The sequence below is a fragment of the Porphyromonas crevioricanis genome (assembly GCF_900476255.1).
Classification (GTDB): domain Bacteria; phylum Bacteroidota; class Bacteroidia; order Bacteroidales; family Porphyromonadaceae; genus Porphyromonas; species Porphyromonas crevioricanis.
The window spans coordinates 583,249-604,316 of sequence record NZ_LS483447.1 but is presented as its reverse complement, the minus strand read 5'-3'; the positions used below and the strand labels follow the sequence as shown (position 1 = coordinate 604,316).

General features: G+C 46.6%; 15 protein-coding genes, 1 tRNA gene and 1 pseudogene. 14 read left to right on the top strand and 3 right to left on the bottom strand.

The window, feature by feature from the left end:
• The first annotated feature begins 15 nt into the window (after window positions 1–15).
• Window positions 16–1,206 (top strand): glycine C-acetyltransferase, encoded by a 1,191-nt coding sequence (gene kbl / locus DQN70_RS02815; protein ID WP_023940744.1) that lies wholly within the window; start codon window positions 16–18, stop codon window positions 1,204–1,206.
• A gap of 91 nt (window positions 1,207–1,297) precedes the next feature.
• Here kbl and metK read toward each other — a convergent pair whose 3' ends face one another.
• The 3 genes from metK to DQN70_RS02795 all read right to left on the bottom strand — a co-directional run bounded on the left by metK (window position 1,298) and on the right by DQN70_RS02795 (window position 5,137).
• The gene (gene metK, locus DQN70_RS02810; RefSeq protein ID WP_023940742.1) at window positions 1,298–2,584 is read right to left on the bottom strand and encodes a methionine adenosyltransferase; all 1,287 of its coding nucleotides are present in this window, start codon (window positions 2,582–2,584) and stop codon (window positions 1,298–1,300) included.
• Window positions 2,585–3,092: 508 nt separating this feature from the next.
• On the bottom strand, window positions 3,093–4,730 hold the full coding sequence (groL, locus tag DQN70_RS02800; RefSeq protein ID WP_023936631.1) for a chaperonin GroEL: 1,638 nt from the start codon (window positions 4,728–4,730) through the stop codon (window positions 3,093–3,095).
• A 137-nt stretch (window positions 4,731–4,867) separates the two neighbouring features.
• Window positions 4,868–5,137: a co-chaperone GroES gene (locus DQN70_RS02795; protein WP_023936633.1), complete on the bottom strand. Its 270-nt coding sequence runs from the start codon at window positions 5,135–5,137 to the stop codon at window positions 4,868–4,870.
• Window positions 5,138–5,584: 447 nt separating this feature from the next.
• On the opposite strand from DQN70_RS02795, the gene DQN70_RS02785 reads away from it, so the two are divergent.
• The 13 genes and pseudogenes from DQN70_RS02785 to DQN70_RS02725 all read left to right on the top strand — a co-directional run bounded on the left by DQN70_RS02785 (window position 5,585) and on the right by DQN70_RS02725 (window position 21,038).
• Window positions 5,585–5,824 (top strand): DUF4492 domain-containing protein, encoded by a 240-nt coding sequence (locus DQN70_RS02785; protein ID WP_023940734.1) that lies wholly within the window; start codon window positions 5,585–5,587, stop codon window positions 5,822–5,824.
• Between the two features lie 36 nt (window positions 5,825–5,860).
• The gene (locus DQN70_RS02780) at window positions 5,861–7,459 is read left to right on the top strand and encodes a cytochrome ubiquinol oxidase subunit I (protein ID WP_036888151.1); all 1,599 of its coding nucleotides are present in this window, start codon (window positions 5,861–5,863) and stop codon (window positions 7,457–7,459) included.
• Between the two features lie 33 nt (window positions 7,460–7,492).
• The gene (locus tag DQN70_RS02775; RefSeq protein ID WP_023940730.1) at window positions 7,493–8,662 is read left to right on the top strand and encodes a cytochrome d ubiquinol oxidase subunit II; all 1,170 of its coding nucleotides are present in this window, start codon (window positions 7,493–7,495) and stop codon (window positions 8,660–8,662) included.
• A gap of 181 nt (window positions 8,663–8,843) precedes the next feature.
• Window positions 8,844–8,917, top strand: a tRNA-Met gene (locus tag DQN70_RS02770).
• A 213-nt stretch (window positions 8,918–9,130) separates the two neighbouring features.
• Window positions 9,131–10,048: a 16S rRNA (cytosine(1402)-N(4))-methyltransferase RsmH gene (rsmH, locus tag DQN70_RS02765; RefSeq protein WP_023936641.1), complete on the top strand. Its 918-nt coding sequence runs from the start codon at window positions 9,131–9,133 to the stop codon at window positions 10,046–10,048.
• A gap of 6 nt (window positions 10,049–10,054) precedes the next feature.
• Window positions 10,055–10,699, top strand: a complete 645-nt coding sequence (locus tag DQN70_RS02760) for an FtsL-like putative cell division protein (protein ID WP_023940728.1) — start codon at window positions 10,055–10,057, stop codon at window positions 10,697–10,699.
• Between the two features lie 2 nt (window positions 10,700–10,701).
• A complete protein-coding gene (locus DQN70_RS02755; protein ID WP_023936645.1) occupies window positions 10,702–12,975 on the top strand; it encodes a penicillin-binding transpeptidase domain-containing protein in 2,274 nt (757 codons plus the stop codon).
• A 15-nt stretch (window positions 12,976–12,990) separates the two neighbouring features.
• On the top strand, window positions 12,991–14,445 hold the full coding sequence (locus DQN70_RS02750) for a UDP-N-acetylmuramoyl-L-alanyl-D-glutamate--2,6-diaminopimelate ligase (protein WP_023940726.1): 1,455 nt from the start codon (window positions 12,991–12,993) through the stop codon (window positions 14,443–14,445).
• 24 nt (window positions 14,446–14,469) lie between these two features.
• The gene (gene mraY, locus DQN70_RS02745; protein ID WP_023936648.1) at window positions 14,470–15,729 is read left to right on the top strand and encodes a phospho-N-acetylmuramoyl-pentapeptide-transferase; all 1,260 of its coding nucleotides are present in this window, start codon (window positions 14,470–14,472) and stop codon (window positions 15,727–15,729) included.
• 11 nt (window positions 15,730–15,740) lie between these two features.
• On the top strand, window positions 15,741–17,108 hold the full coding sequence (gene murD / locus DQN70_RS02740; RefSeq protein WP_023940724.1) for a UDP-N-acetylmuramoyl-L-alanine--D-glutamate ligase: 1,368 nt from the start codon (window positions 15,741–15,743) through the stop codon (window positions 17,106–17,108).
• A gap of 26 nt (window positions 17,109–17,134) precedes the next feature.
• The gene (locus tag DQN70_RS02735; RefSeq protein ID WP_023936650.1) at window positions 17,135–18,499 is read left to right on the top strand and encodes an FtsW/RodA/SpoVE family cell cycle protein; all 1,365 of its coding nucleotides are present in this window, start codon (window positions 17,135–17,137) and stop codon (window positions 18,497–18,499) included.
• Between the two features lie 23 nt (window positions 18,500–18,522).
• Window positions 18,523–19,668: an undecaprenyldiphospho-muramoylpentapeptide beta-N-acetylglucosaminyltransferase gene (murG, locus tag DQN70_RS02730; RefSeq protein WP_023940721.1), complete on the top strand. Its 1,146-nt coding sequence runs from the start codon at window positions 18,523–18,525 to the stop codon at window positions 19,666–19,668.
• Between the two features lie 293 nt (window positions 19,669–19,961).
• Window positions 19,962–21,038: pseudogene (locus DQN70_RS02725) on the top strand (IS5 family transposase).
• Window positions 21,039–21,068: the final 30 nt, after the last annotated feature.

The window sequence follows — 21,068 nt, the reverse complement described above, 5'->3', positions numbered from 1 at the left end:
CAAATAACTATCGTAATGTTTAAGGGAATGAAAACGTACCTGACCGGTGAGCTTCAGAAAATCAAAGAAGCCGGTCTGTACAAGGAAGAGCGTATCATCATTACGCCACAGAAGGCTGACATCAAGGTCAACCAAGGTCAGGAAGTACTAAACTTCTGTGCCAATAACTACTTGGGCTTGTCCGATCATCCACGACTGATCAAGGCTGCCAAGGATATGATGGATAGCCATGGCTACGGTATGAGCTCCGTACGTTTCATCTGCGGTACACAAGACATTCACAAACAGCTGGAGCAAGCTATTGCCAAGTACTTCCATACGGAAGACACGATCCTCTATGCTGCCTGTTTCGATGCCAATGGAGGTGTTTTCGAACCTCTCTTTACCGAGGAAGATGCAATCATCAGCGATGCTCTGAACCACGCTTCTATCATCGATGGCGTACGTCTCTGCAAAGCCAAGAGGTATCGCTATGCCAATGGCAACATGCAGGAGCTGGAGAAATGCCTGCAAGAGGCCCAAGGGCAGCGTCACCGCATCATCGTGACCGACGGGGTCTTCTCTATGGATGGCAATGTGGCTCCTATGGATAAGATTTGCGATCTGGCAGAGAAATACGATGCATTGGTGATGGTAGATGAATGCCATTCCGCCGGAGTCGTAGGCAAAACGGGTAGAGGAGTAGCCGAACAGTTTGATTGCTATGGACGTATTGATATCCATACTGGTACGCTGGGCAAGGCCTTCGGTGGAGCTATCGGAGGATTCACCACCGGACCCAAGGAAATCATAGATATGCTGCGTCAGCGTTCTCGCCCCTATCTCTTTAGCAACTCTATCCCACCTGCTGTGGTAGGAGCCGGTCTTGAGGTCTTCAAGATGCTCGAAGAAACAGACGAATTGCACGACAAATTGATGGAAAATGTCAAGTATTTCCGCGACAAAATGCTCGCTGCCGGCTTCGATATCAAACCAACGCAGAGTGCTATTTGCGCAGTAATGCTCTACGATGCTCCTCTGTCTCAGAAATATGCTGCCCGAATGTTAGAAGAGGGTATATACGTAACAGGGTTCTACTACCCCGTAGTGCCGAAAGGCGAGGCACGCATTCGTGTACAGCTCTCTGCCGGACACAAGCGTGAGCACTTGGATAAGGCTATCGAGGCTTTCATCAAGGTGGGCAAAGAACTTGGCGTGATCAAGTAATATTGCTTCCTCCTATTCTGGCGTAAACAGAACAATAAAAAGGCGTGTTATCAGTCGATAACACGCCTTTTTATTGGAATAAGTCTAAAGATTACCCATTCAAGCCAAAGGCTTCTTTGATACGCTCTACATAGTCGAGTTTCTCCCACGTAAAGAGCTCGACCTCCATCGTTTGAGGTGGCCGGTGATAGCTCTCGAAGGTCTTAGTCACTTTGCGACAGTCTCGGCCGAAGTGCCCGTAGGCGGCCGTCTCTTCGTAGATAGGATTACGCAACTTCAGACGCTGCTCAATGGCATAGGGACGCATGTCGAACAATTCACCCACTTTCTTGGCTATTTCTCCATCACTGTACGGTACACGACTCTTGCCGAAAGTGCGTACATATATACTGATCGGCTCTGCGATGCCTATGGCATAGCTCACCTGTACCAGCATTTCATCGGCAACACCTGCAGCGACCATGTTTTTGGCGATATGTCGTGCAGCATAGGCTGCAGAGCGGTCTACTTTGGAAGGGTCTTTTCCGGAGAAAGCCCCTCCTCCATGCGAAGCCTTGCCTCCATAGGTATCCACAATGATTTTGCGACCGGTAACCCCTGTGTCACCATGAGGGCCTCCGATCACGAATTTACCGGTTGGATTGACATATAGCTTGAAATTGGCATCGAAAAGACCGGCTACCTGACTTCGGCTATAGTAGGCTTGTCGCACCCTGGGGATGAGAATATCTCTTACATCGTCGTAGATGCGTCGCTGCATCCGGGCATCAGCATCCGGTTCGGAAGGATCTATAAACTCGTCGTGCTGTGTGCTGATCACAATCGTATCGATACGTGCCGGATTACCGTCATCCGTATATTCCACTGTCACCTGACTCTTGGCATCGGGTCGAAGGTAAGGCATGGGAGAGGAGACTTCTCTGCGTATCTTAGCCAGCTCGAACAGCAAGGCATGAGAAAGATCCAAAGGCAGAGGCATATAGTTGTCAGTCTCCTTGGTCGCATAGCCGAACATCATCCCTTGGTCTCCGGCTCCCTGCTGCATGGGGTCGGCTCGCTCTACTCCTCGGTTGATGTCGCAGCTTTGCTCATGTATAGAACTGAGGATTCCGCAGCTGTTGGCCTCAAAACGGTACTCGCTACGTGTATAGCCTATACGCTCGATGACACGACGGGCTGTCAGTGCCACATCTACATAAGACTCGCTTTTGACTTCTCCGGCCAGCACAACTTGCCCGGTCGTTACAAGGGTTTCTATAGCCACCTTAGAAGATGGATCCAGCCCCATAAACTGATCTACGATAGCATCCGATATTTGGTCGGCCACCTTATCAGGATGCCCTTCGGATACAGATTCGGATGTAAATAAATAAGACATAGTTTGGTTCGTTTTTTTATGTTCGTCTTTCTGTCATTCGAATAAAAAACACTTCTCCTGCTCTATCGGATTACTCACAACAAGAGCAGGGGACAAAATCACAAAAGATTTTGCCCTGCAATAGAAACACAGGAAGGAAAAATGGGAAGAACGAATACGCAACGAACAGCCGAACTCGAATAGCGGCGTGCTTGCTTTGTCAAAAACTTGCGTTGAGGGAATGACAAAGATTTAGCATTTTTTTTGCGTGGTTGCAATCGTCACAAATCCTTCCACGTGTCCTAATTTGCCGGCAAAGCTAAAGCAAATAATTGGCTCAGGCAAAGACTATTCTCAACAGTCCCAGCAAGACTGGCTGCAGACCCATTGTCGGTGGACATTTCGTCTCTGCTTTGTCTTTTGTCTCATCTCAACAAGACATGACTGCCGACCCATTGTCCGGCACAAAAAAAAATCGACTGCCGGAGCAGTTGTCCGACAGTCGATTTTTACTCGAGAGATAAGGGAATTACATCATTCCACCCATCCCTCCCATCCCTCCTGCCGGCATGGCAGGCGCAGGATTTTCTTCCTTCTTCTCCACAATCACGCATTCGGTAGTCAGGAACATCCCTGCGATAGAAGCAGCATTTTCCAAAGCCACACGAGCGACCTTGGCCGGGTCTATTACTCCACTCTTATATAGATTTTCAAAAGCTTCGGTACGGGCATTGTAGCCAAAATCGGCCTTGCCTTCCTTCACAGCTTGTACCACTACGGCTCCTTCCTGTCCTGCATTGGCAACGATCTGACGAAGAGGTTCTTCGATAGCTCTGCGAATGATAGCAATACCGGTGTTTTCATCGGCATTGGCTCCTTTGAGCTTTTCCAGAGCCTTGATAGCACGGATATAAGCTGTACCGCCACCAGGCACTGTACCTTCCTCCACAGCAGCGCGAGTAGCGGAGAGGGCATCGTCTACACGATCTTTCTTCTCTTTCATTTCTACTTCGCTGGCAGCTCCTACATAAAGGACAGCCACACCTCCAGAGAGCTTAGCCAAACGTTCCTGGAGCTTTTCACGATCATAGTCGCTGGTTGTATTTTCGATCTGAGACTTGATCTGGGCGATCCGGGCTTCGATTTTATCCTTTTCGCCGGCACCATTCACGATCGTAGTGTTGTCTTTGTCTACGGTTACCTTCTCTGCAGTTCCAAGCATTTCAAGACTTGCATTCTCCAGTTTCAAGCCAGTCTCCTCACTTATCACTGTACCACCGGTCAGAGTAGCAATGTCTTCAAGCATGGCCTTGCGCCTATCGCCAAAGCCCGGAGCCTTTACCGCACAAATCTTCAGGCTACCACGCAGACGGTTTACAACCAGAGTTGCCAGAGCTTCACTCTCGATGTCCTCGGCCACGATAAGTAAGGGACGACCTGTCTGTACAACTTTCTCCAAGATGCCCAGCATATCTTTCAATACAGAGATCTTCTTGTCGAAGATGAGGATATAAGGGTTTTCCATCTCCACCAACATCTTATCTGCGTTAGTTACGAAATAGGGAGAGATATATCCACGGTCGAACTGCATCCCCTCCACCACATCTACTGTGGTGTCCATTCCCTTGGCTTCTTCTACAGTGATCACACCTTCTTTCTTCACCTTGCGCATGGCTTCGGCAATCAGTTTGCCAATTGTTTCATCTCCATTGGCGGAGATTTTAGCCACGTTTTCAATCTTTTCGAAGTCATCGCCAATGGCTTGTGCCTGTCCCTTAATATCTGCTACTACGGCTGCCACAGCTTTGTCGATACCACGCTTGAGGTCCATGGGGTTAGCTCCAGCAGTCACGTTTTTTAGCCCGACATTCACGATACTTTGTGCCAAAATGGTAGCTGTTGTCGTACCGTCTCCGGCATCATCATTGGTCTTGGAGGCTACTTCGCGCAACAGTTGAGCACCCATGTTTTCATAGGGACATTCAAGCTCTATTTCCTTGGCTACAGATACACCGTCTTTGGTGATATGAGGGGCTCCATAACTCTTGGCGATAATCACGTTGCGACCTTTAGGGCCGAGTGTTACCTTCACTGCATTTGCCAATTCGTCCACCCCCTTCTTGAGGAGTTGACGTGCTTCCATGTCGAATTTGATTTCCTTAGCCATTGTATTTTGATTTTTATTTTGTTCTTCTTGCTTTTAGAGGGGGATTATTGCTTTCCCCCACACCACAGGGTATTCTTGTGTTTTGAAGGTAACTTTGGATGCACCTCTTGTCCAGATTGCCCTGTTTTGCTCATTATTTATATTGTTGCCAATACATCACTCTGTTTCATGATCAGGAGCTTTTCTCCTCCTACTTCAATCTCCGTACCGGCATATTTACCATAGAGGACCATATCACCTGCTTTGAGTACCATGTCTTCATCTTTGGTACCATTGCCTACTGCCATAATTTCACCTTTCAGAGGCTTTTCTTTAGCTGAATCGGGAATGATAATACCCCCTACTGTCTTTTCTTCTGCCTGTGCGGGACGTACAAGTACCCGGTCTGCCAATGGTTTGATGTTCATTGTTTTGTTGTTTTTATTGATTAGTTACTATACTCCTAAAAAGTGGCACTGCAAACAGACAACCTCTATCGGATTTACCATTCGTCGTGCTCCTCGTTATTGGGGCAAGACAATTAGTGTGCCAATGCCTATGAACAGAGGGAATGGAGACAAGTTGTCAAATAAGGCTGTCAAATCTTCATTGTATAGAAAGCATTGTACAACAGAGCATTCGCCGTTTTCTATTGATATTTGCAAGAGGAAAAACTGAACCGACACTTCGCAGAATGGGTTATAGACGGGAGAGGCGGAAAACCGCCTCTCCTTCCGCATAGAAACAGCACTTCATGACGATTAACAATTTGCCATCAAACTACCCTTTTCGGATGCCAATTGCTTGTGGATTAGTATCGAACTTTTATCTTTGCGACAAATCGATACCATAACTCACCACTTTAATTCATAAAAATGACTGCCGAAGCAACGAAGGCAAACTTTTTGGTACGCGTATTCCGCTTTTACGTCAATGGATTTCGCTCCATGACCCTTGGCAAGACACTGTGGCTGATCATCCTGATTAAGCTCTTTATCATGTTTGCCATCCTCAAACTGTTCTTTTTTCCTAATTACCTCAAAGGGAAAGGTGACAAAGACGACCGAGCCAGATATGTGCAACAAGAATTGATCGATAGAAGCGCAGCCGATTGATCTAAAAAAGTATCATTATAAACAACGAAACTAATTATGGATTTAGATTCATTACTCTACTGGTCCAGGGCACAATTTGCCATGACAGCCATGTATCATTGGCTGTTCGTACCTCTCACTCTGGGGTTAGGAATCATCATGGCAATGGCAGAGACCAAGTACTACCGCTCCGGAGAGGAGTCTTGGAAAAGAGCAGCCAAATTTTGGCAAAAACTATTCGGGATCAACTTTGCGATTGGTGTAGCTACGGGCCTGATCTTGGAGTTCGAATTTGGAACAAACTGGTCTAACTACAGCTGGTTTGTGGGAGATATCTTCGGGGCTCCTCTGGCAATCGAAGGAATATTGGCCTTTTTCATGGAAGCGACATTCATTGCCGTGATGTTTTTCGGCTGGGGCAAAGTAAGCAAAGGTTTTCACCTAACCTCAACCTGGCTTACTATCATAGGAGCTTCTATCTCGGCTGTGTGGATTCTGGTAGCCAATGCTTGGATGCAACACCCCGTGGGTATGGAGTTTAACCCTGACACAGTGCGCTCGGAAATGAATGACTTCTGGGCTGTGGCCTTGTCTCCGGTGGCAATCAACAAGTTTTTCCACACGATCACTTCCTGCTGGCTCTTAGGCTCGATATTTGCCATGGGGGTTTGCGGTTGGTTCTTGCTTCGCAAGCATCACGAGCGTTTTGCTGTTGCCAATATCAAGATGATCGCCCCTTTCGGACTTATAGCAGCTTTGCTCACAGCTTATACCGGAGACGAATCTGCTTTTCAGGTAGCAGATAAACAGCCAATGAAATTGGCGGCCATGGAGGCTCTCTACGATACTGGAGCAAGCGATGCAGAGGGGAATTGCCAAAATGGAGAGGGAGTAGCCCTGAGTGCCTTTGGTCTACTCAATCCCAAGAAAGAGGCTCCGCAGGATGAAGAGCCCCCTTTCCTCTTCAATATAGAAGTACCACGTATGCTTTCTCTCATGGGTACTCGTTCGTCCAATGGCTATGTACCGGGTATCAATAATATCCTCAATGGAGGATACACCAAGCGAGACGGCTCTGTAGCTCTTCCTGCTGACAGCATGATAGCCAAAGGGAAAGAAGCAATACAGTCTCTGGCTATGTTTAGGGATGCCAAACAGAGAGGCGACGAAACAGCTGCAGCCACTTATCGAGAAGAGCTTGACAAAAACTTTGAATACTTCGGTTATGGATATCTGAATAACAAAGAAGAGTTGGTGCCCAATGTTCCACTCACTTATTACTCTTTCCGTGTAATGGTAGGGTTAGGAACCCTCTTCATCATTCTCTTCATCACTGCCATATTCCTGAGTCGAAAATCTGCACGTCTGCAAAAATCACGCTGGATGCATATCGCATTCATTTGTTCGGTTCCATTGGCTTACATAGCCAGCCAATGCGGGTGGATTGTAGCAGAAGTAGGGCGTCAGCCTTGGGCTATTCAGAACTTAATGCCTCTACGAGCCGCCATTTCAAAGCTGGACGGATCGTCCGTGATGCTCACTTTCTTTGTATTCTTAGTACTCTTCTCTACTCTATTGGTTGCTGAGCTGAACATCATGTTCAAAGCAATCAAACAAGGAGTAGATGAGTCGGATCGCTCTCCCGAGAAAGAATAACAAGCTGTTTTAGCTCTCAAAACGAAAATAATTATGGACGCAAATACGTATTCTCTACTGCAACACTACTGGTGGTTCCTGATCTCTCTGCTCGGTGCCCTTCTGGTATTCCTCCTTTTCGTACAGGGTGGACAGTCTTTCCTTTTCAGCTTGGGAAAGGACAAAATCACTCAACGGATGATGGTAAACTCAACAGGACGCAAATGGGAGTTTACATTCACTACACTGGTTACTTTTGGTGGCGCATTTTTTGCCTCTTTTCCTCTTTTCTACTCGACCAGCTTTGGTGGGGCCTATTGGGTCTGGATGCTCATTCTTCTTTGCTTTGTCTTGCAAGCCGTATCATATGAATACCAACACAAACATGGCAATGTATGGGGTAGCCGTACTTACCAAATATTCCTCTTTATCAATGGGGTATTAGCCCCTATTTTGTTGGGAGCAGCTGTCTCAACTCTTTTCACCGGAGGGAACTTTCTGGTAGAAAAGAGCAATATTTTCTCTCTTGGAGCTGCCGGGCCTACCATCTCTCAATGGCAACCATACCATGGGGTCCAATTGCACGGTTTGGAGGCTATCCTTAACCCATGGAATTTAGTTCTCGGCCTTACAGTCTTTTTCCTGAGCCGAGTATCGGCTTTGCTCTACTTCATCAACAACATTGATGATAACGACCTTTTCCATGCAGCCAAACGCAGATTGTGGTTCAATGCCGGGGCTTTCCTGATCCTCTTCCTTGCCTATGTGGGATACCTACTCACTGCTCCGGGTTACACTTATGATGCAAGTGGCTTGATCTCACCAGAAGTAAATAAATATAGGAACAACCTAATTACCCTCTGGCCGGTATTCATACTCTTTTTGACTGGAGTTTTACTTGTCCTTTTCGGCATTTTTGCAACACTCCTACGAAAAGCCTACAAGAAAGGGATCTGGTTTGAAGGTGTGGGAGTCGTTCTGACCATCTTGGCCCTGTTACTGATAGCAGGATGGAATAATACAGCCTACTACCCCTCTCTGTTTAATATGCAAAGTTCTCTAACCATAGCGAACAGCTCTTCCAGCCCATTCACACTCAAGGTAATGAGCTACGTTTCTATTCTGATACCTTTTGTTCTGGCCTACATCGTATACACATGGAGAGCGATAGACCTGCACAAGATAGACCGGGATGAGATGACGCAAGGTGGGCATATCTACTGAGAATCCCTAATACCGCTGGTTACATACAAAACTGTGGAATAAAGAACGAAAGACTGTGGCAACATCCTTTGTCACTATGGTCTTTCGTTCTTTGATAAGCAGAATGTGCGATGTCCAAGTTTGGCACAAAATATTGCTCAATTGCAAAAAGCTACTATCTTTGCAGCGCAGTTAGAGGTACGGCGAGATAGCTCAGCTGGTTAGAGCGCATGATTCATAATCATGAGGTCCCCGGTTCAATCCCGGGTCTCGCTACGAAGAAGAAAGTAAAACCATCTCGGACATTGGGTTTCGGGGTGGTTTTGTTCTTAATTAAGAGAGCGACTCATCCCATCTTGTTTTCAGTTCGCACTTCTGAACGAAATGAGATTTCTATTTGAAAATAAAATCTGATAAACAGTAATGAGGGCTGTGACAAAATGGCTACCTTTACAGCCGAGTTCATCCTCGGATTTATAAGTTTGGCAGATGTACGATACAGACTATCATAGTCCGGTGCTTCTTAGAGAGAGCCTGGATGCGCTTGTGCTCAATCCAGAAGGCATTTATGTGGATGTCACTTATGGAGGAGGAGGACACTCCAAGGGGATTCTCTCTCGTCTATCGAATGCAGGCCGAGTATTGGGGTTCGACCAAGATCCGGATGCTCGTGCCAATGCAAGTGAAGACCCTCGGTTTACATTTGTAGCTTCTAATTTTCGCTATCTCTATCATTTTGTTGATTACTATGGGTTAGTAGGACAGATAGATGGAATTTTGGCCGACTTGGGAGTATCCTCCCACCAATTTGACACGGCCGAGCGAGGGTTCAGCTTTCGCACAGAGGAGTCTACGCCAGATATGCGTATGAACAGCCGATCCGGGATGTCTGCCTCAACTCTCTTGCAGTCTTATGACGAAGAACACTTGGCCAATATATTCTACCGATATGGGGAATTGCGTAATGCTCGGCAAATAGCCCGACGGATTGTCACAGCTCGACAATCGGGAGAGACTTTCGGTTCCATAGCAAGTCTGAAGCACGTTATAGAGCAAGAGATTGATCCGCGCAAAGAAAAAAAGCAATGGGCTTGCATCTTTCAAGCTCTGCGGATAGAGGTAAATGATGAGCTGTCAGCACTGGAAGAAATGCTCCGGGCTGCGGTACGGGTTTTGAAACCTGGAGGTAGGCTTGCTGTCATCACCTATCATTCATTGGAGGATAGGATTGTGAAAAACTTTTTCCGCTCCAGCAACCAAACGGACAAACTCTCCGAGATGATATACGGACATACCAATGCTATCTGGGAACCAATCACTCGCAAACCTATCGTACCCGGAATGGCAGAACAGGAGAGCAATCCACGATCTCGGTCGGCCGGGTTGAGGGTAGCAGCAAAGAGATAATACGGCATGCAAGATCAAGACAAGGACATAGTACAGGGGACAGAAAGGGATGCTGTGGAGCTACTTCGTTCTCTCAAGGAGCGGGGGGATAGTGATCCTTCCGACATAGATGCTTATTGGTCTTGCCAAGAAGATGAGACCGAGATTAGCCTCTCACGGGAAGAGTCAGAGACTACCTCCGGAGAAGGATCTCAGGCTATAGAGATCTCCTCTGCCTCTACTCAAGAAAGAGAAAGGGATCTTTCTTCCTCTGAAGAAAAAAAAGATACACCAATACAGAATGAAAAAGGTGACACTCCTCTCAAAAAAGATAGGATCTCCTTTTGGCGGTTGTTAAGTGCTGGAGGGTTGAACCCAGAACAAATCAGAAGACCGAGTTTTTTACTGCTTGAAATCATTCTCTTCGCTCTCATCGGCGTAGCGAACCGCTACCACAGTATCAATCAGATAAAAGAAATAGGAGATTTGGAGAAGCGTCTCAAGGATGTTCACAATATGGCTCTTTTTAAGCGAGCTGCTGTACGTGAATCCGATCGCCAGCAATATATCCTTAAGGCGATAGAACAGGAAGGGCTTAATTTGACTCCCGCACAGACTCCTCCTATTGTACTGTATCGAGAGCTTGAACCCGAGGAGAAAAAGAAGAAATAGATATGGCAAGGAAGCTGAATAGTCGCCCTGAATTGAACTCTTCCGCCAGATACCGCCTCTGGGGAGGGGTGATGGTTATTGCCGTGTTAGTCGTCCTCTGGCGTGTCTTGGTTACGATGTATCAAGACGGAGAGGAATGGAGACATATTGGGGAATCTCTACACCGTCCTCAAGAAGAGAATATCTACCCCTATCGAGGTACGATCTATTCTGCCGATGGAGAAGAATTGGCCATCACAGCTCCTCATTATCGGCTGTATATGGATTTCCAGGCTGAAGCCTTCAAGCAACTGGATCACAAATCCGCTATGCTGCTGCTTGATTCACTGTCACTTGTCCTTTCCGAAAAACTGTCGACCCCAGAAGAACTGATCAAAGCCAGCTACCTGAAAGCACAGTGGATCAAAGGATATAAGAAAAAGAGTCGCAGTTGCCTACTCGTAAACAAAGATATTTCTTACCTCGACGTCAAGGAGATGTATGCAGCTCCTCCTTTTCGTGACAAGGAAAATCATTCGAATCGGGCTTTGACACACAGTATAGTGAAGGTAGACCGAGCCAAACGCATCAACCCCTACGGGTCCTTGGGTAGGCGTACCATAGGATCTGTTTATGCCGAAGTAACAGGCGGACTAACACGGGGAAAAGGGGGCCTGGAATTAGCATTCGACAGTTTGCTCCGGGGAGAACTGGGGAAAGTTCTACGATTGTACAATGCAGGTCGTGTAACTCTCAACACTATCAGAGAGCCCAAGCCTGGAGCCAATGTCCACAGCACATTAGACATGCGTAAACAGGCTATCGTAGAACATGAGCTTCGTTCCTCTCTGGAGTTAGCAGAGGCGGAAAGCGGCACAGCCGTTTTGATGGAAGTTGCGACAGGGAAGATACTCGCCATATCCAATCTGGGGAGGTTGAAATCAGGAGCCTACGCCGAGACACAGAATTTTGCTGTGTCTGACCTTTCCGAACCAGGCTCTACGTTCAAAACAGTTTCGATGCTGATTGCCTTAGACCAAGGACTTTGTACTCCGGAAGATACTGTGGATGTGGGAAATGGAATTTGGCAAGTGGGTAACAGAAGACTCATGGACTGGACGGTGGGTAAACGTGCCGGATTGGGGCGCATCTCCTATGCTGAGGCAATGCACCAATCAAGTAATGTGGGCATAGCCAAACTGATACAGAAAAATTTCAAGGATCGTCCCAAAGCCTATGTGCAGAGTGTTCGCAAAATGGGTCTCTGCGACAACTTCGATTTGGACATTCCAGGAGCTGCCAAACATGCAATTGTGCGTTTCCCCGAAGAAGGAGCCTATTGGAGTGCCACGACCCTACCTTGGATGGCTCACGGATACGAGACACAAATCCCTCCTATATCTACCCTAGCCTTCTACAATGCTATAGCCAATGGAGGGCGATTCATGAAACCCTACTTTGTGAACAAAGTGGTCTCCCCCAATGGAGAGATTTTGATCGAGAACTCCCCAACTGTTTTGCACGAATCCATTGCTTCTGAGCAGGCAATTATGCAGATCAAAGACATTTTACGAGGAGTCGTGACATCGGGCACAGCAAAGCGAGGGGCTTTGAGTGATAAGGTTGCCCTCTGTGGAAAAACAGGTACAGCAGTACTGGGGAATGCTCGCTCGGGTTACAGTGAACGCAATTATCAAATCTCTTTTGCCGGTTTTTTCCCCTACGAAGCTCCTAAATATTCAATGATTGTGGTTGTACGCAAACCTCATGTGCCGGAATATCGCTCTGCCGGTATCTCTTGTGGAGGAGTTATGAAACGAGTAGCCGAGACAATCATGTCTATAGAGAGCCGTCTGCCAATAGACTCGATGCATATTGCATCTGGGATGAAAATCCCCCACATTCAATCAGGCAAGCGGGACGTCGTGCTAGCCTCTTTGTCAACAGCCGGCCTATCTGAACGAATGACAAAAAAACCACCTAAGACTCGCTTTGTGCAGGTGAAACAATCCGGCAAGCAGATTGAACTTCATTCGACTAGGCCATACAGCCGCGGTGTGGTCCCCGATCTGGTCGGGATGTCTCCATCGGATGCCGTTTATGCTTTAGCCGGATGTGGTTTCCGATCTGTACTTCACGGCTTCGGCCCAGTGTTCTCGCAATCAATTCCTGCGGGTAGCCGGGCTGCAATTGGTCAAAAAGTGCATTTGTACCTGACTCATAGATCCACAATGTCAGGAAGTAAAGAGGAGTCAAAGCTCCAATCCGAACAGAAAAACAAAACAAAAAAAGAATAACACCTCTCCCTGTCTATGACTCTTAGAGAACTCATACAAGATCTCTCCCCCTTGCACATGGAGGGAAATTCAGACTGCAATGTCAATGCTGTGTGTATCGACTCCCGCCAAGTGAAAAAAGGAGATGTCTTTATTGCTCTCCGCGGCACACAAGCTGATGGACATTTGTATGTAGACAAGGCGATTGCAGCAGGAGCTTCAGCTGTAGTTGTGGAGTCTATGCCCGACAAATTTGTTGCTGGGGTATGTTATGTACAGTTGACAAACACTTCTTCGGCTGCAGGGCTGATGTCCTCACGTCTACAGGGCAATCCCTCCACCAAGATGCGGATAGTAGGTGTAACCGGAACCAACGGAAAAACGACAATTGCAACCCTCCTCTATCGTTGTTTCAAACAAAGAGGATACAAAGTGGGTCTGCTCAGCACTGTATGCAACTACATAGATGAGGAAATCATCCCATCAACTCATACAACTCCCAATGCTGTTGCCCTGCAAGCCCTTTTGGCTCGTATGAAGACTGTGGGTTGCTCACATGTGTTCATGGAAGTTAGCTCACATGCCGTTGATCAGCAACGTATCGCTGGGATAGATTTCGATGGAGCCATATTTACTAATCTCACCCGGGATCACCTCGATTACCACGAAACCATGCAAAAGTATATTGAGGCAAAAAAGGGATTTTTTGACAACCTAAAACCCGAGGCTTTCGCTCTTGTCAATGTGGATGACAAAAGAGGGGCAGTAATGCTACAGAATTGTGCAGCTCGGCACTATTGCTACGCCCTAAAGCAGGATGCCGACTACAGAGCCAAAGTAATAGCCCTGTATCCTGATGCTACCGATGTTGTGATTGATGGCCAAGAGATTACTCTCAGGCTGGTAGGCGATTTTAACGTCTATAACGCGCTTGCCGTATACGCAGCAAGTCGTCTTCTGGGTATGAGTAGAGAAGAGGCTGCCACTAGTCTTTCTGCATTAGAACCTGTTTCTGGACGTTTTCAGACAATATCCTCTCACCGAGGATATACTGCTGTAGTCGATTATGCCCATACCCCAGATGCTCTGGTCAATGTACTGAGTACCCTGCGAACACTAATGCAGGGGAAAGGGCAACTGATCTGTGTGGTGGGTGCCGGAGGCGACAGAGATCGAGGCAAAAGACCGGTCATGGCCAGAGAAGCAGCATCACTCTCTGACCGACTGATCCTGACCTCTGATAACCCACGAAGCGAAAAACCAGAAGACATAATCGAGGAAATGAAACAAGGACTCGATTCGGACTCTCTGGCTCGCACACTTTCTATTTTGGATAGAGCCGAGGCCATCCGCACAGCTTGTATGCTAGCCCAACCTTCAGACTTTGTCCTTGTGGCAGGTAAAGGGCACGAGACCTATCAGGAGATAGACGGAAAGCGAAATCACTTTGATGATAGAGAAGTACTGCGGGAGTTTATGGATAATCAGTAATCCCTCTCAAAACAAGATAATGATATGCTATACCACCTCTTCGACTGGCTCGAACAATTTTCTTTTCCTGGAGCTCGATTAGGGCTGTATGTCTCCTTTAGGGCTTCTCTTGCTCTGATTGTAGCATTACTCATCTCCACCATCATAGGGAACAAAATTATTCGTCGCCTACAACGGTTGCAAATTGGGGAAACCATAAGAGACCTGGGATTAGAAGGACAGCTTAGCAAAAAAGGAACACCTACAATGGGAGGGATTATTATTATCATTTCCATCCTGCTACCAGTGCTTCTACTCTCTCGTCTCGACAATGTCTACATTCTGTTGATGATCATATCAACCCTGTTACTCGGCATTCTCGGCTTTATGGATGACTACATCAAGGTATTTAAGAAAAACAAAGAAGGTCTTCATGGGCGGTACAAAATCTACGCACAAGTCGGGTTGGGAATGATTGTCGGGCTAGTACTTTACCTTAGTCCGGCTGTGGTGATAAAAGAAAATTCGGAACTGATGCGGGATGGCAATATCGAGCATGTCTCTTTTGCTTCCTCCGAGACCAAATCGACCAAGACAACCATCCCTTTTGTAAAGAACAACAACTTCGATTATGCGGATTTGATCCCTTTTAAGGGGGAGGCTAAGCGTGTTGGGTCTTGGCTGCTTTTTGTCCTGGTGACAATATTTATTGTGACTCTCATTTCCAATTGTGTCAATCTTACGGACGGACTAGATGGATTAGCCTCTGGCTCTTCTGCTATTGTCGGAGTCGTATTGGGTATTTTTGCCTATGTATCCTCGCATATAGGGATGGCTTCCTACCTCAATATTATGTTTATTCCCGGGGCAGAAGAACTTACTGTGTTTGCCATGGCCTTCGTGGGAGCTACAATTGGTTTTTTGTGGTACAACGCTTATCCGGCACAAGTTTTCATGGGAGATACCGGTAGTCTTACCATTGGAGGGATTATTGCTGTATTTGCAATCATAATACGCAAAGAGATGCTGCTCCCAATTCTTTGTGGTGTTTTCATTGCCGAAGGACTATCAGTGATACTACAAGTAGCCTACTTCAAGTATACCAAACACAGATACGGCAATGGTAGACGCATATTCAAGATGACTCCTCTACACCACCACTTTCAAAAACCAGGACGAGCCGGCATAGAAGCTCGTATACAGCAACCTCTTTCGCCTCTGCCTGAATCGAAAATTACGGTCCGTTTTTGGTTGATTGGACTGATATTAGCAGCTGTTACAATAGCAACACTCAAAATGAGATAGGATAAAGAATTATGAATAGCAAACCAGAAAAACCTTTTGATATAGTAGTTCTCGGTGCTGGAGAGAGTGGTGTAGGAGCTGCTATCCTGGCCAATAAACACGGACTTTCGGTCTTTGTTTCGGATTACGGTCAGATAGCTCCTAGACATCAGGAGGAGCTAGCTATGTATGGGATCCCTTATGAACAAGGGAGACACTCGCTGGAGCTTATTTGCCACAGCTTGGAAGTAGTCAAAAGTCCAGGAGTGGCAGAGACGACCCCAGTGATGAAAGCCGTTCGTAAAGCTGGCATATCTGTGATTTCAGAGATAGAGCTAGCAGCACGTTATACAGATGCCTATATGATTGGGATCTCTGGCAGTAATGGCAAGACAACAACGACAATGTGGCTTCATCATGCTTTGAGATCGGCTGGATTGGATGTCGGTCTGGCTGGGAATATCGGTTTCAGTCTGGCTCGGCAAGTTGCCTATGAACCACACCAATATTATGTGATAGAACTTAGTAGCTTCCAATTGGATGATATGTATAAGTTCAAAGCCAATATCGCCATCCTGCTCAACATCACTCCCGACCACTTGGATCGGTATAACCATAGATTCGACCTCTATGCCGAAGCCAAAATGCGTATTATTCAGAACATGGGACCAAAAGAGAGCTTCATCTACTGGGCAGATGATCCTTATGTAAATCGCAGAGTGAAAGAATTGGCTCCCGATATTCAACTCCTGCCATTCTCTATCAGCAGGAACGAGGGTGAGGTATCGGCTTTTCTCAATGACAAAGATGAATTGGAGGTCAAGAAGAATGGGGAAGCAATATTCTGCATCAAACGATCCGAATTAGCTCTACCAGGGGCACATAACCTACAGAATGCCATGGCTGTGGCTTTGGCAGCCTCTGTAGTGGGCATCTCCAACGAATCCCTCTACCAAGCCCTACATGTCTTTAGAAATGTTCCTCACAGACTAGAGTTTGTACGTTCACTCAAAGATGTTCGCTATGTCAATGATTCCAAAGCAACCAACATACAATCTACAGTGGCAGCTCTGGAAAGTATGACACCCCCCATCGTCCTCATTCTTGGAGGGACGGACAAAGGAAATGACTATAGTGTAATAGAGGAGGCCGTGAAAGAAAAGGCCATCGGATTAGTCTTTCTCGGTGTAGATAACGACAAGCTGCACAAAGCCTTTGATGGAAAGGTGGCACAGATAGCAGATGCTCGTTCCATGCCCGAGGCCGTCCGAAAGGCAACCGAAATGGCTCGCCCCGGTTCAACAGTTCTACTCTCTCCTTGTTGCGCCAGTTTTGACTTGTTTAGCAATTACGAAGACCGAGGAGACCAATTCAGAGCTTGTGCCCTGGCAATGAGCTAAACACCTATAGACAAAGCAAGAGAATCATGAGAGCATTCCCTCCTTTCCGCAGTAAAGCCACAACGAGTCTGACCGACTTTTCTCAGGACAGAAAAGAGTCGCACCTCAAGCTAAAGAAGCTCCCCGGGGATTGGCGTTTATGGTGGATTTATATAGGATTGATGCTTATCTCTTTGGTAGAAGTGTACAGTGCTACTAGTACATTGACCTATAAGGGGGATTCTTCACTGCCTCCTATTATAGTTCACTTCTTTTTCCAGCTTGTCTCTGCTGCTATTGTCTTTTTTGGGACCAAACATTACAGTGCTTACTTCTTAGACCACCCAAGGCTCTTCAAGGGAGGGCTTATTCTCATATACCTTTTGGGTATTTTCTCTCAGCTGTTACTCTTCATTGGATTTGGAGTAGAAATAAATGGGGCTGTGCGCTGGGTCAAATTGGGCCCGATTGTCTTCCAACCATCAGAAATTATACGTCTAGGGCTGATCTGCATGGGTGCTCATTTTCTGGTGAATTGTAGGGAAGATAGGAGAAAGCAGATAGCTTTTTGGATTTTCATGATTTTCCCTCTTTTGCTGATCGTCAAATCCAACATGTCCACTTTCCTCATGCTATTGCTCTTCACATTCCTCTATGCCTGGGTAGGCCGTATGCCTAACCGGGTTTTACTCAAGGCTTGTGGTGCAGCAACAGCTCTCATCATTCTGGCCTTTCTTGCAGTAGTAAGCCTTCCAGAACAGACTATCGCCAAGATTGTACCACGTGCTACTACATGGAAGTCACGTATCAGCATTCATTTGTCCTCTTCTGACTCTACATCTGTACACCTGACCGAAGCTCAACGAGACTCCATGAGGTATGTGATCAACGACGATAATTTTCAAGAGCAGCATGCTAGGATTGCTATTGCCATGGGCAAGGGACCTATCGGAGGACTTCTGGGGCGTGGCCCGGGCAACAGTATAGAAAGAGATATCCTCCCTCAGGCTTTTTCGGACTACATATACACAATCATCATAGAGGAGTGGGGCCTGATAGGAGCTTTTGTAGTGCCTTTCTTGTACCTGATTTTCTTCTTCCGTCTCGGGGAGATAGGTATATCTTGCCGGAGTAAATACAACCGGATGGTACTCCAAGGTATTGGACTGCTCTATGTGCTACAAGCAATACTTCACTTCATGGTGGCTGTGGGAATTGGTCCGGTGACGGGACAGACCCTGCCTTTGGTAAGCCGAGGAGGGACCTCATACATCATTACCAGTATAGCTTTCGGCTTGGCTATCCTTATCTCTGCCATGGAAGAAGAGCGAAGGAGAAGGGAAAAGAATAAGGAGGGAACAGGCTCTTGTATGACACTGCTTGATAGTTCGAGGGAGGAAATCGAGGAATAAGAATTTGCAGAAGAAAGAAAATAATGAAACGAATAATCATTAGCGGAGGAGGCACCGGAGGACATATCTTTCCTGCCATAGCTATTGCCGATACGATCACTAAGAGATACCCCGAAGCGCAGATCCTTTTCGTAGGAGCCGAAGGGCGAATGGAGATGGAAAGAGTTCCGAGAGCTGGCTATGAGATTGTCGGCCTTCCGATCAAAGGGCTGGATCGCAAACATCTTCTCAAGAACTTCAAAGTAGGTATTGATATGCTTCGTAGCTTGAGCCTTGCCAGCAACACAATCAGACGATTCAAGCCAGAAGTGGTAGTGGGTGTAGGAGGATACGCCAGTGCTCCGACTCTGAAAGCTGCCCAAATGTTAGGCATCCCAACTTTGATCCAAGAGCAAAATAGCTATGCCGGGGTGACAAACAAGTTTTTGAGCAAAAAGGTAAAGCGCATCTGTGTGGCCTATCCCGAGATGGAGCGCTTCTTCCCTGCCGACAAGATAATACTCACCGGCAATCCCATTCGTCCAGAGATCGAGATACTCCAAGGAAATCGACAAGAGGCTCTACAATACTTCGGATTGTCACAAGATTCTTCCAAAATCTTATTGGTGATAGGGGGGAGTTTGGGTGCTCGCACAATCAATCTTGCTATCGCACGAGCTTTGCCAAGCATCACTCAAGCTGGAGTTACTCTCATTTGGCAAACAGGCAAAGAGTATATACAGCAAATGCGGAAAGAAGTAGCAGCCGTATCAGGACTCAAAGTGTATATATCCGATTTTATCGATAGAATGGATCATGCCTATACATTGGCTGATTTGGTTGTATCTCGCGCTGGGGCCAGCTCGGTGTCAGAATTGTGTCTCTTGGGTAAGGCTTCCATACTGGTTCCCTCACCAAATGTAGCAGAGGATCATCAGACGAAAAATGCAAAGGCTCTGTCTTCGCGCAATGCGGCTGTGTTAATTACAGACAAAGAAGCTCCAGAGCTATTAGGCAAGACTGCTCTGGATTTACTTGCTGACGCAGAACAATTGTCTCGCCTTTCCGAATCAGCTTTATCTCTGGCACACCGGAAAGCTGCCGATCGCATTGTGGATGAGATTGAACGGGTACTCCTGATCCAAAATAAACCTGAACAAAAGAACCAACCAAACGTAAGTAATGTATAACTTTCGATGTGTGAAACAACCCTTCGCAACACAATGTAACAACATATCCCCCAAACATTACGTCCATTGCTATCAAATAATACAGAGAGAAATCTCATGAAGATGCAGGAATAGCTTCTTCATAGAGTCTCTTCGCTCTCCTACCTAAGACAGAGGAGCTGAGCAATGTGAATGTAATTTTCTCCTGTAGAGACCTTTGCACAGCAATTTGCCTGTATTCATCTGTTAATTCACTGTATAATAGGGAATTATTTCCTATAAGTGAGTACTGAAAACAGAATAATATTCTTCCCATGGCATACCAATCCAAGAACACCGATGAGCATGTAACATTTGCAGACGCACTCCTTTCAAAGCGTTATCTCAAAGACTTCCTCAATCAGATTGACAGGCTTATTGATTGGCGTCCGATTCGGACGCCAATCAACAAGAAATACACGAAGCGACAAAATGCCATCGGTGCTCCTGCTTATGATGAGATTCTCTTATTCAAGATGTTGCTCCTGGAGATATGGTATAACCTCAGTGATTGTGCTCTGGAGGAGCGTATCAATGATTCAATCACTTTTTCCCGATTCTTGGGCTTGAAAATGGAAGAGGTTTCTCCCGACCACAGCACCATCAGTCGATTTCGTTCGGCACTGACCGAACTGGGCCTGATGGACAAACTTTTGGTGCAGTTTAATAAGCAACTTTCCCTCCATCACACTTCGATAAGGGAAGGGGTACTTGTCGATGCAAGCCTTGTGCAGACGCCATATAAACCCAATGGAAGCATTACGATTGAAGTCGCAGACGATAGGGAAGACAATCGGAGCGAGCAGGAAAAAGAGGCGGAGGAGGATTATCAAAAACAGCTTGTCCGTCAGCGTAAAGGGACGGATGAATAAGCACGTTGGGTGTACAAACAAAAGTGTTATCACTATGGATACAAAAAGCATTGTTTGACCAATATTCAAGGCATTGTTCAAAGGGTGATAACGACTGCAGCGAACCGCAGTGATACGAAGGAGCTTATTCCGCTATTGGAGAGTATAAACATTCCACAAGGCACAGCCATCCTGGCGGACAAAGGATATGCTTCTCGAGAAAATCGTTCGTACCTGCAAACACATCACCTTCAAGATGGCATTATGCACAAGGCACAACGCAACAGGGCATTGACCGAGCAAGAGAAACAGCGAAACAAAGCAATCAGTCCGATACGGACTACCATCGAACGCCCCTTTGGCTGTATTCGTCGGTGGTTTCATGGCGGACGATGTCGCTACCGGGGGCTTGCAAAGACCCATACCCAAAACATTCTTGAGAGCATCGCCTTTAACCTATACAGAACACCGGGGATAATTATGTCCTCATGTGTAGGATAAGACATAATTACCCTTGCGGAGATCGTTCAT

Excerpts from the sequence above, each read along its gene's own strand:
- kbl (WP_023940744.1), top strand. The coding sequence starts at position 16 with ATGTTTAAGGGAATGAAAACGTACCTGACCGGTGAGCTTCAGAAAATC.
- metK (WP_023940742.1), bottom strand. The coding sequence starts at position 2,584 with ATGTCTTATTTATTTACATCCGAATCTGTATCCGAAGGGCATCCTGAT.
- groL (WP_023936631.1), bottom strand. The coding sequence starts at position 4,730 with ATGGCTAAGGAAATCAAATTCGACATGGAAGCACGTCAACTCCTCAAG.
- DQN70_RS02795 (WP_023936633.1), bottom strand. The coding sequence starts at position 5,137 with ATGAACATCAAACCATTGGCAGACCGGGTACTTGTACGTCCCGCACAG.
- DQN70_RS02785 (WP_023940734.1), top strand. The coding sequence starts at position 5,585 with ATGACTGCCGAAGCAACGAAGGCAAACTTTTTGGTACGCGTATTCCGC.
- DQN70_RS02780 (WP_036888151.1), top strand. The coding sequence starts at position 5,861 with ATGGATTTAGATTCATTACTCTACTGGTCCAGGGCACAATTTGCCATG.
- DQN70_RS02775 (WP_023940730.1), top strand. The coding sequence starts at position 7,493 with ATGGACGCAAATACGTATTCTCTACTGCAACACTACTGGTGGTTCCTG.
- rsmH (WP_023936641.1), top strand. The coding sequence starts at position 9,131 with ATGTACGATACAGACTATCATAGTCCGGTGCTTCTTAGAGAGAGCCTG.
- DQN70_RS02760 (WP_023940728.1), top strand. The coding sequence starts at position 10,055 with ATGCAAGATCAAGACAAGGACATAGTACAGGGGACAGAAAGGGATGCT.
- DQN70_RS02755 (WP_023936645.1), top strand. The coding sequence starts at position 10,702 with ATGGCAAGGAAGCTGAATAGTCGCCCTGAATTGAACTCTTCCGCCAGA.
- DQN70_RS02750 (WP_023940726.1), top strand. The coding sequence starts at position 12,991 with ATGACTCTTAGAGAACTCATACAAGATCTCTCCCCCTTGCACATGGAG.
- mraY (WP_023936648.1), top strand. The coding sequence starts at position 14,470 with ATGCTATACCACCTCTTCGACTGGCTCGAACAATTTTCTTTTCCTGGA.
- murD (WP_023940724.1), top strand. The coding sequence starts at position 15,741 with ATGAATAGCAAACCAGAAAAACCTTTTGATATAGTAGTTCTCGGTGCT.
- DQN70_RS02735 (WP_023936650.1), top strand. The coding sequence starts at position 17,135 with ATGAGAGCATTCCCTCCTTTCCGCAGTAAAGCCACAACGAGTCTGACC.
- murG (WP_023940721.1), top strand. The coding sequence starts at position 18,523 with ATGAAACGAATAATCATTAGCGGAGGAGGCACCGGAGGACATATCTTT.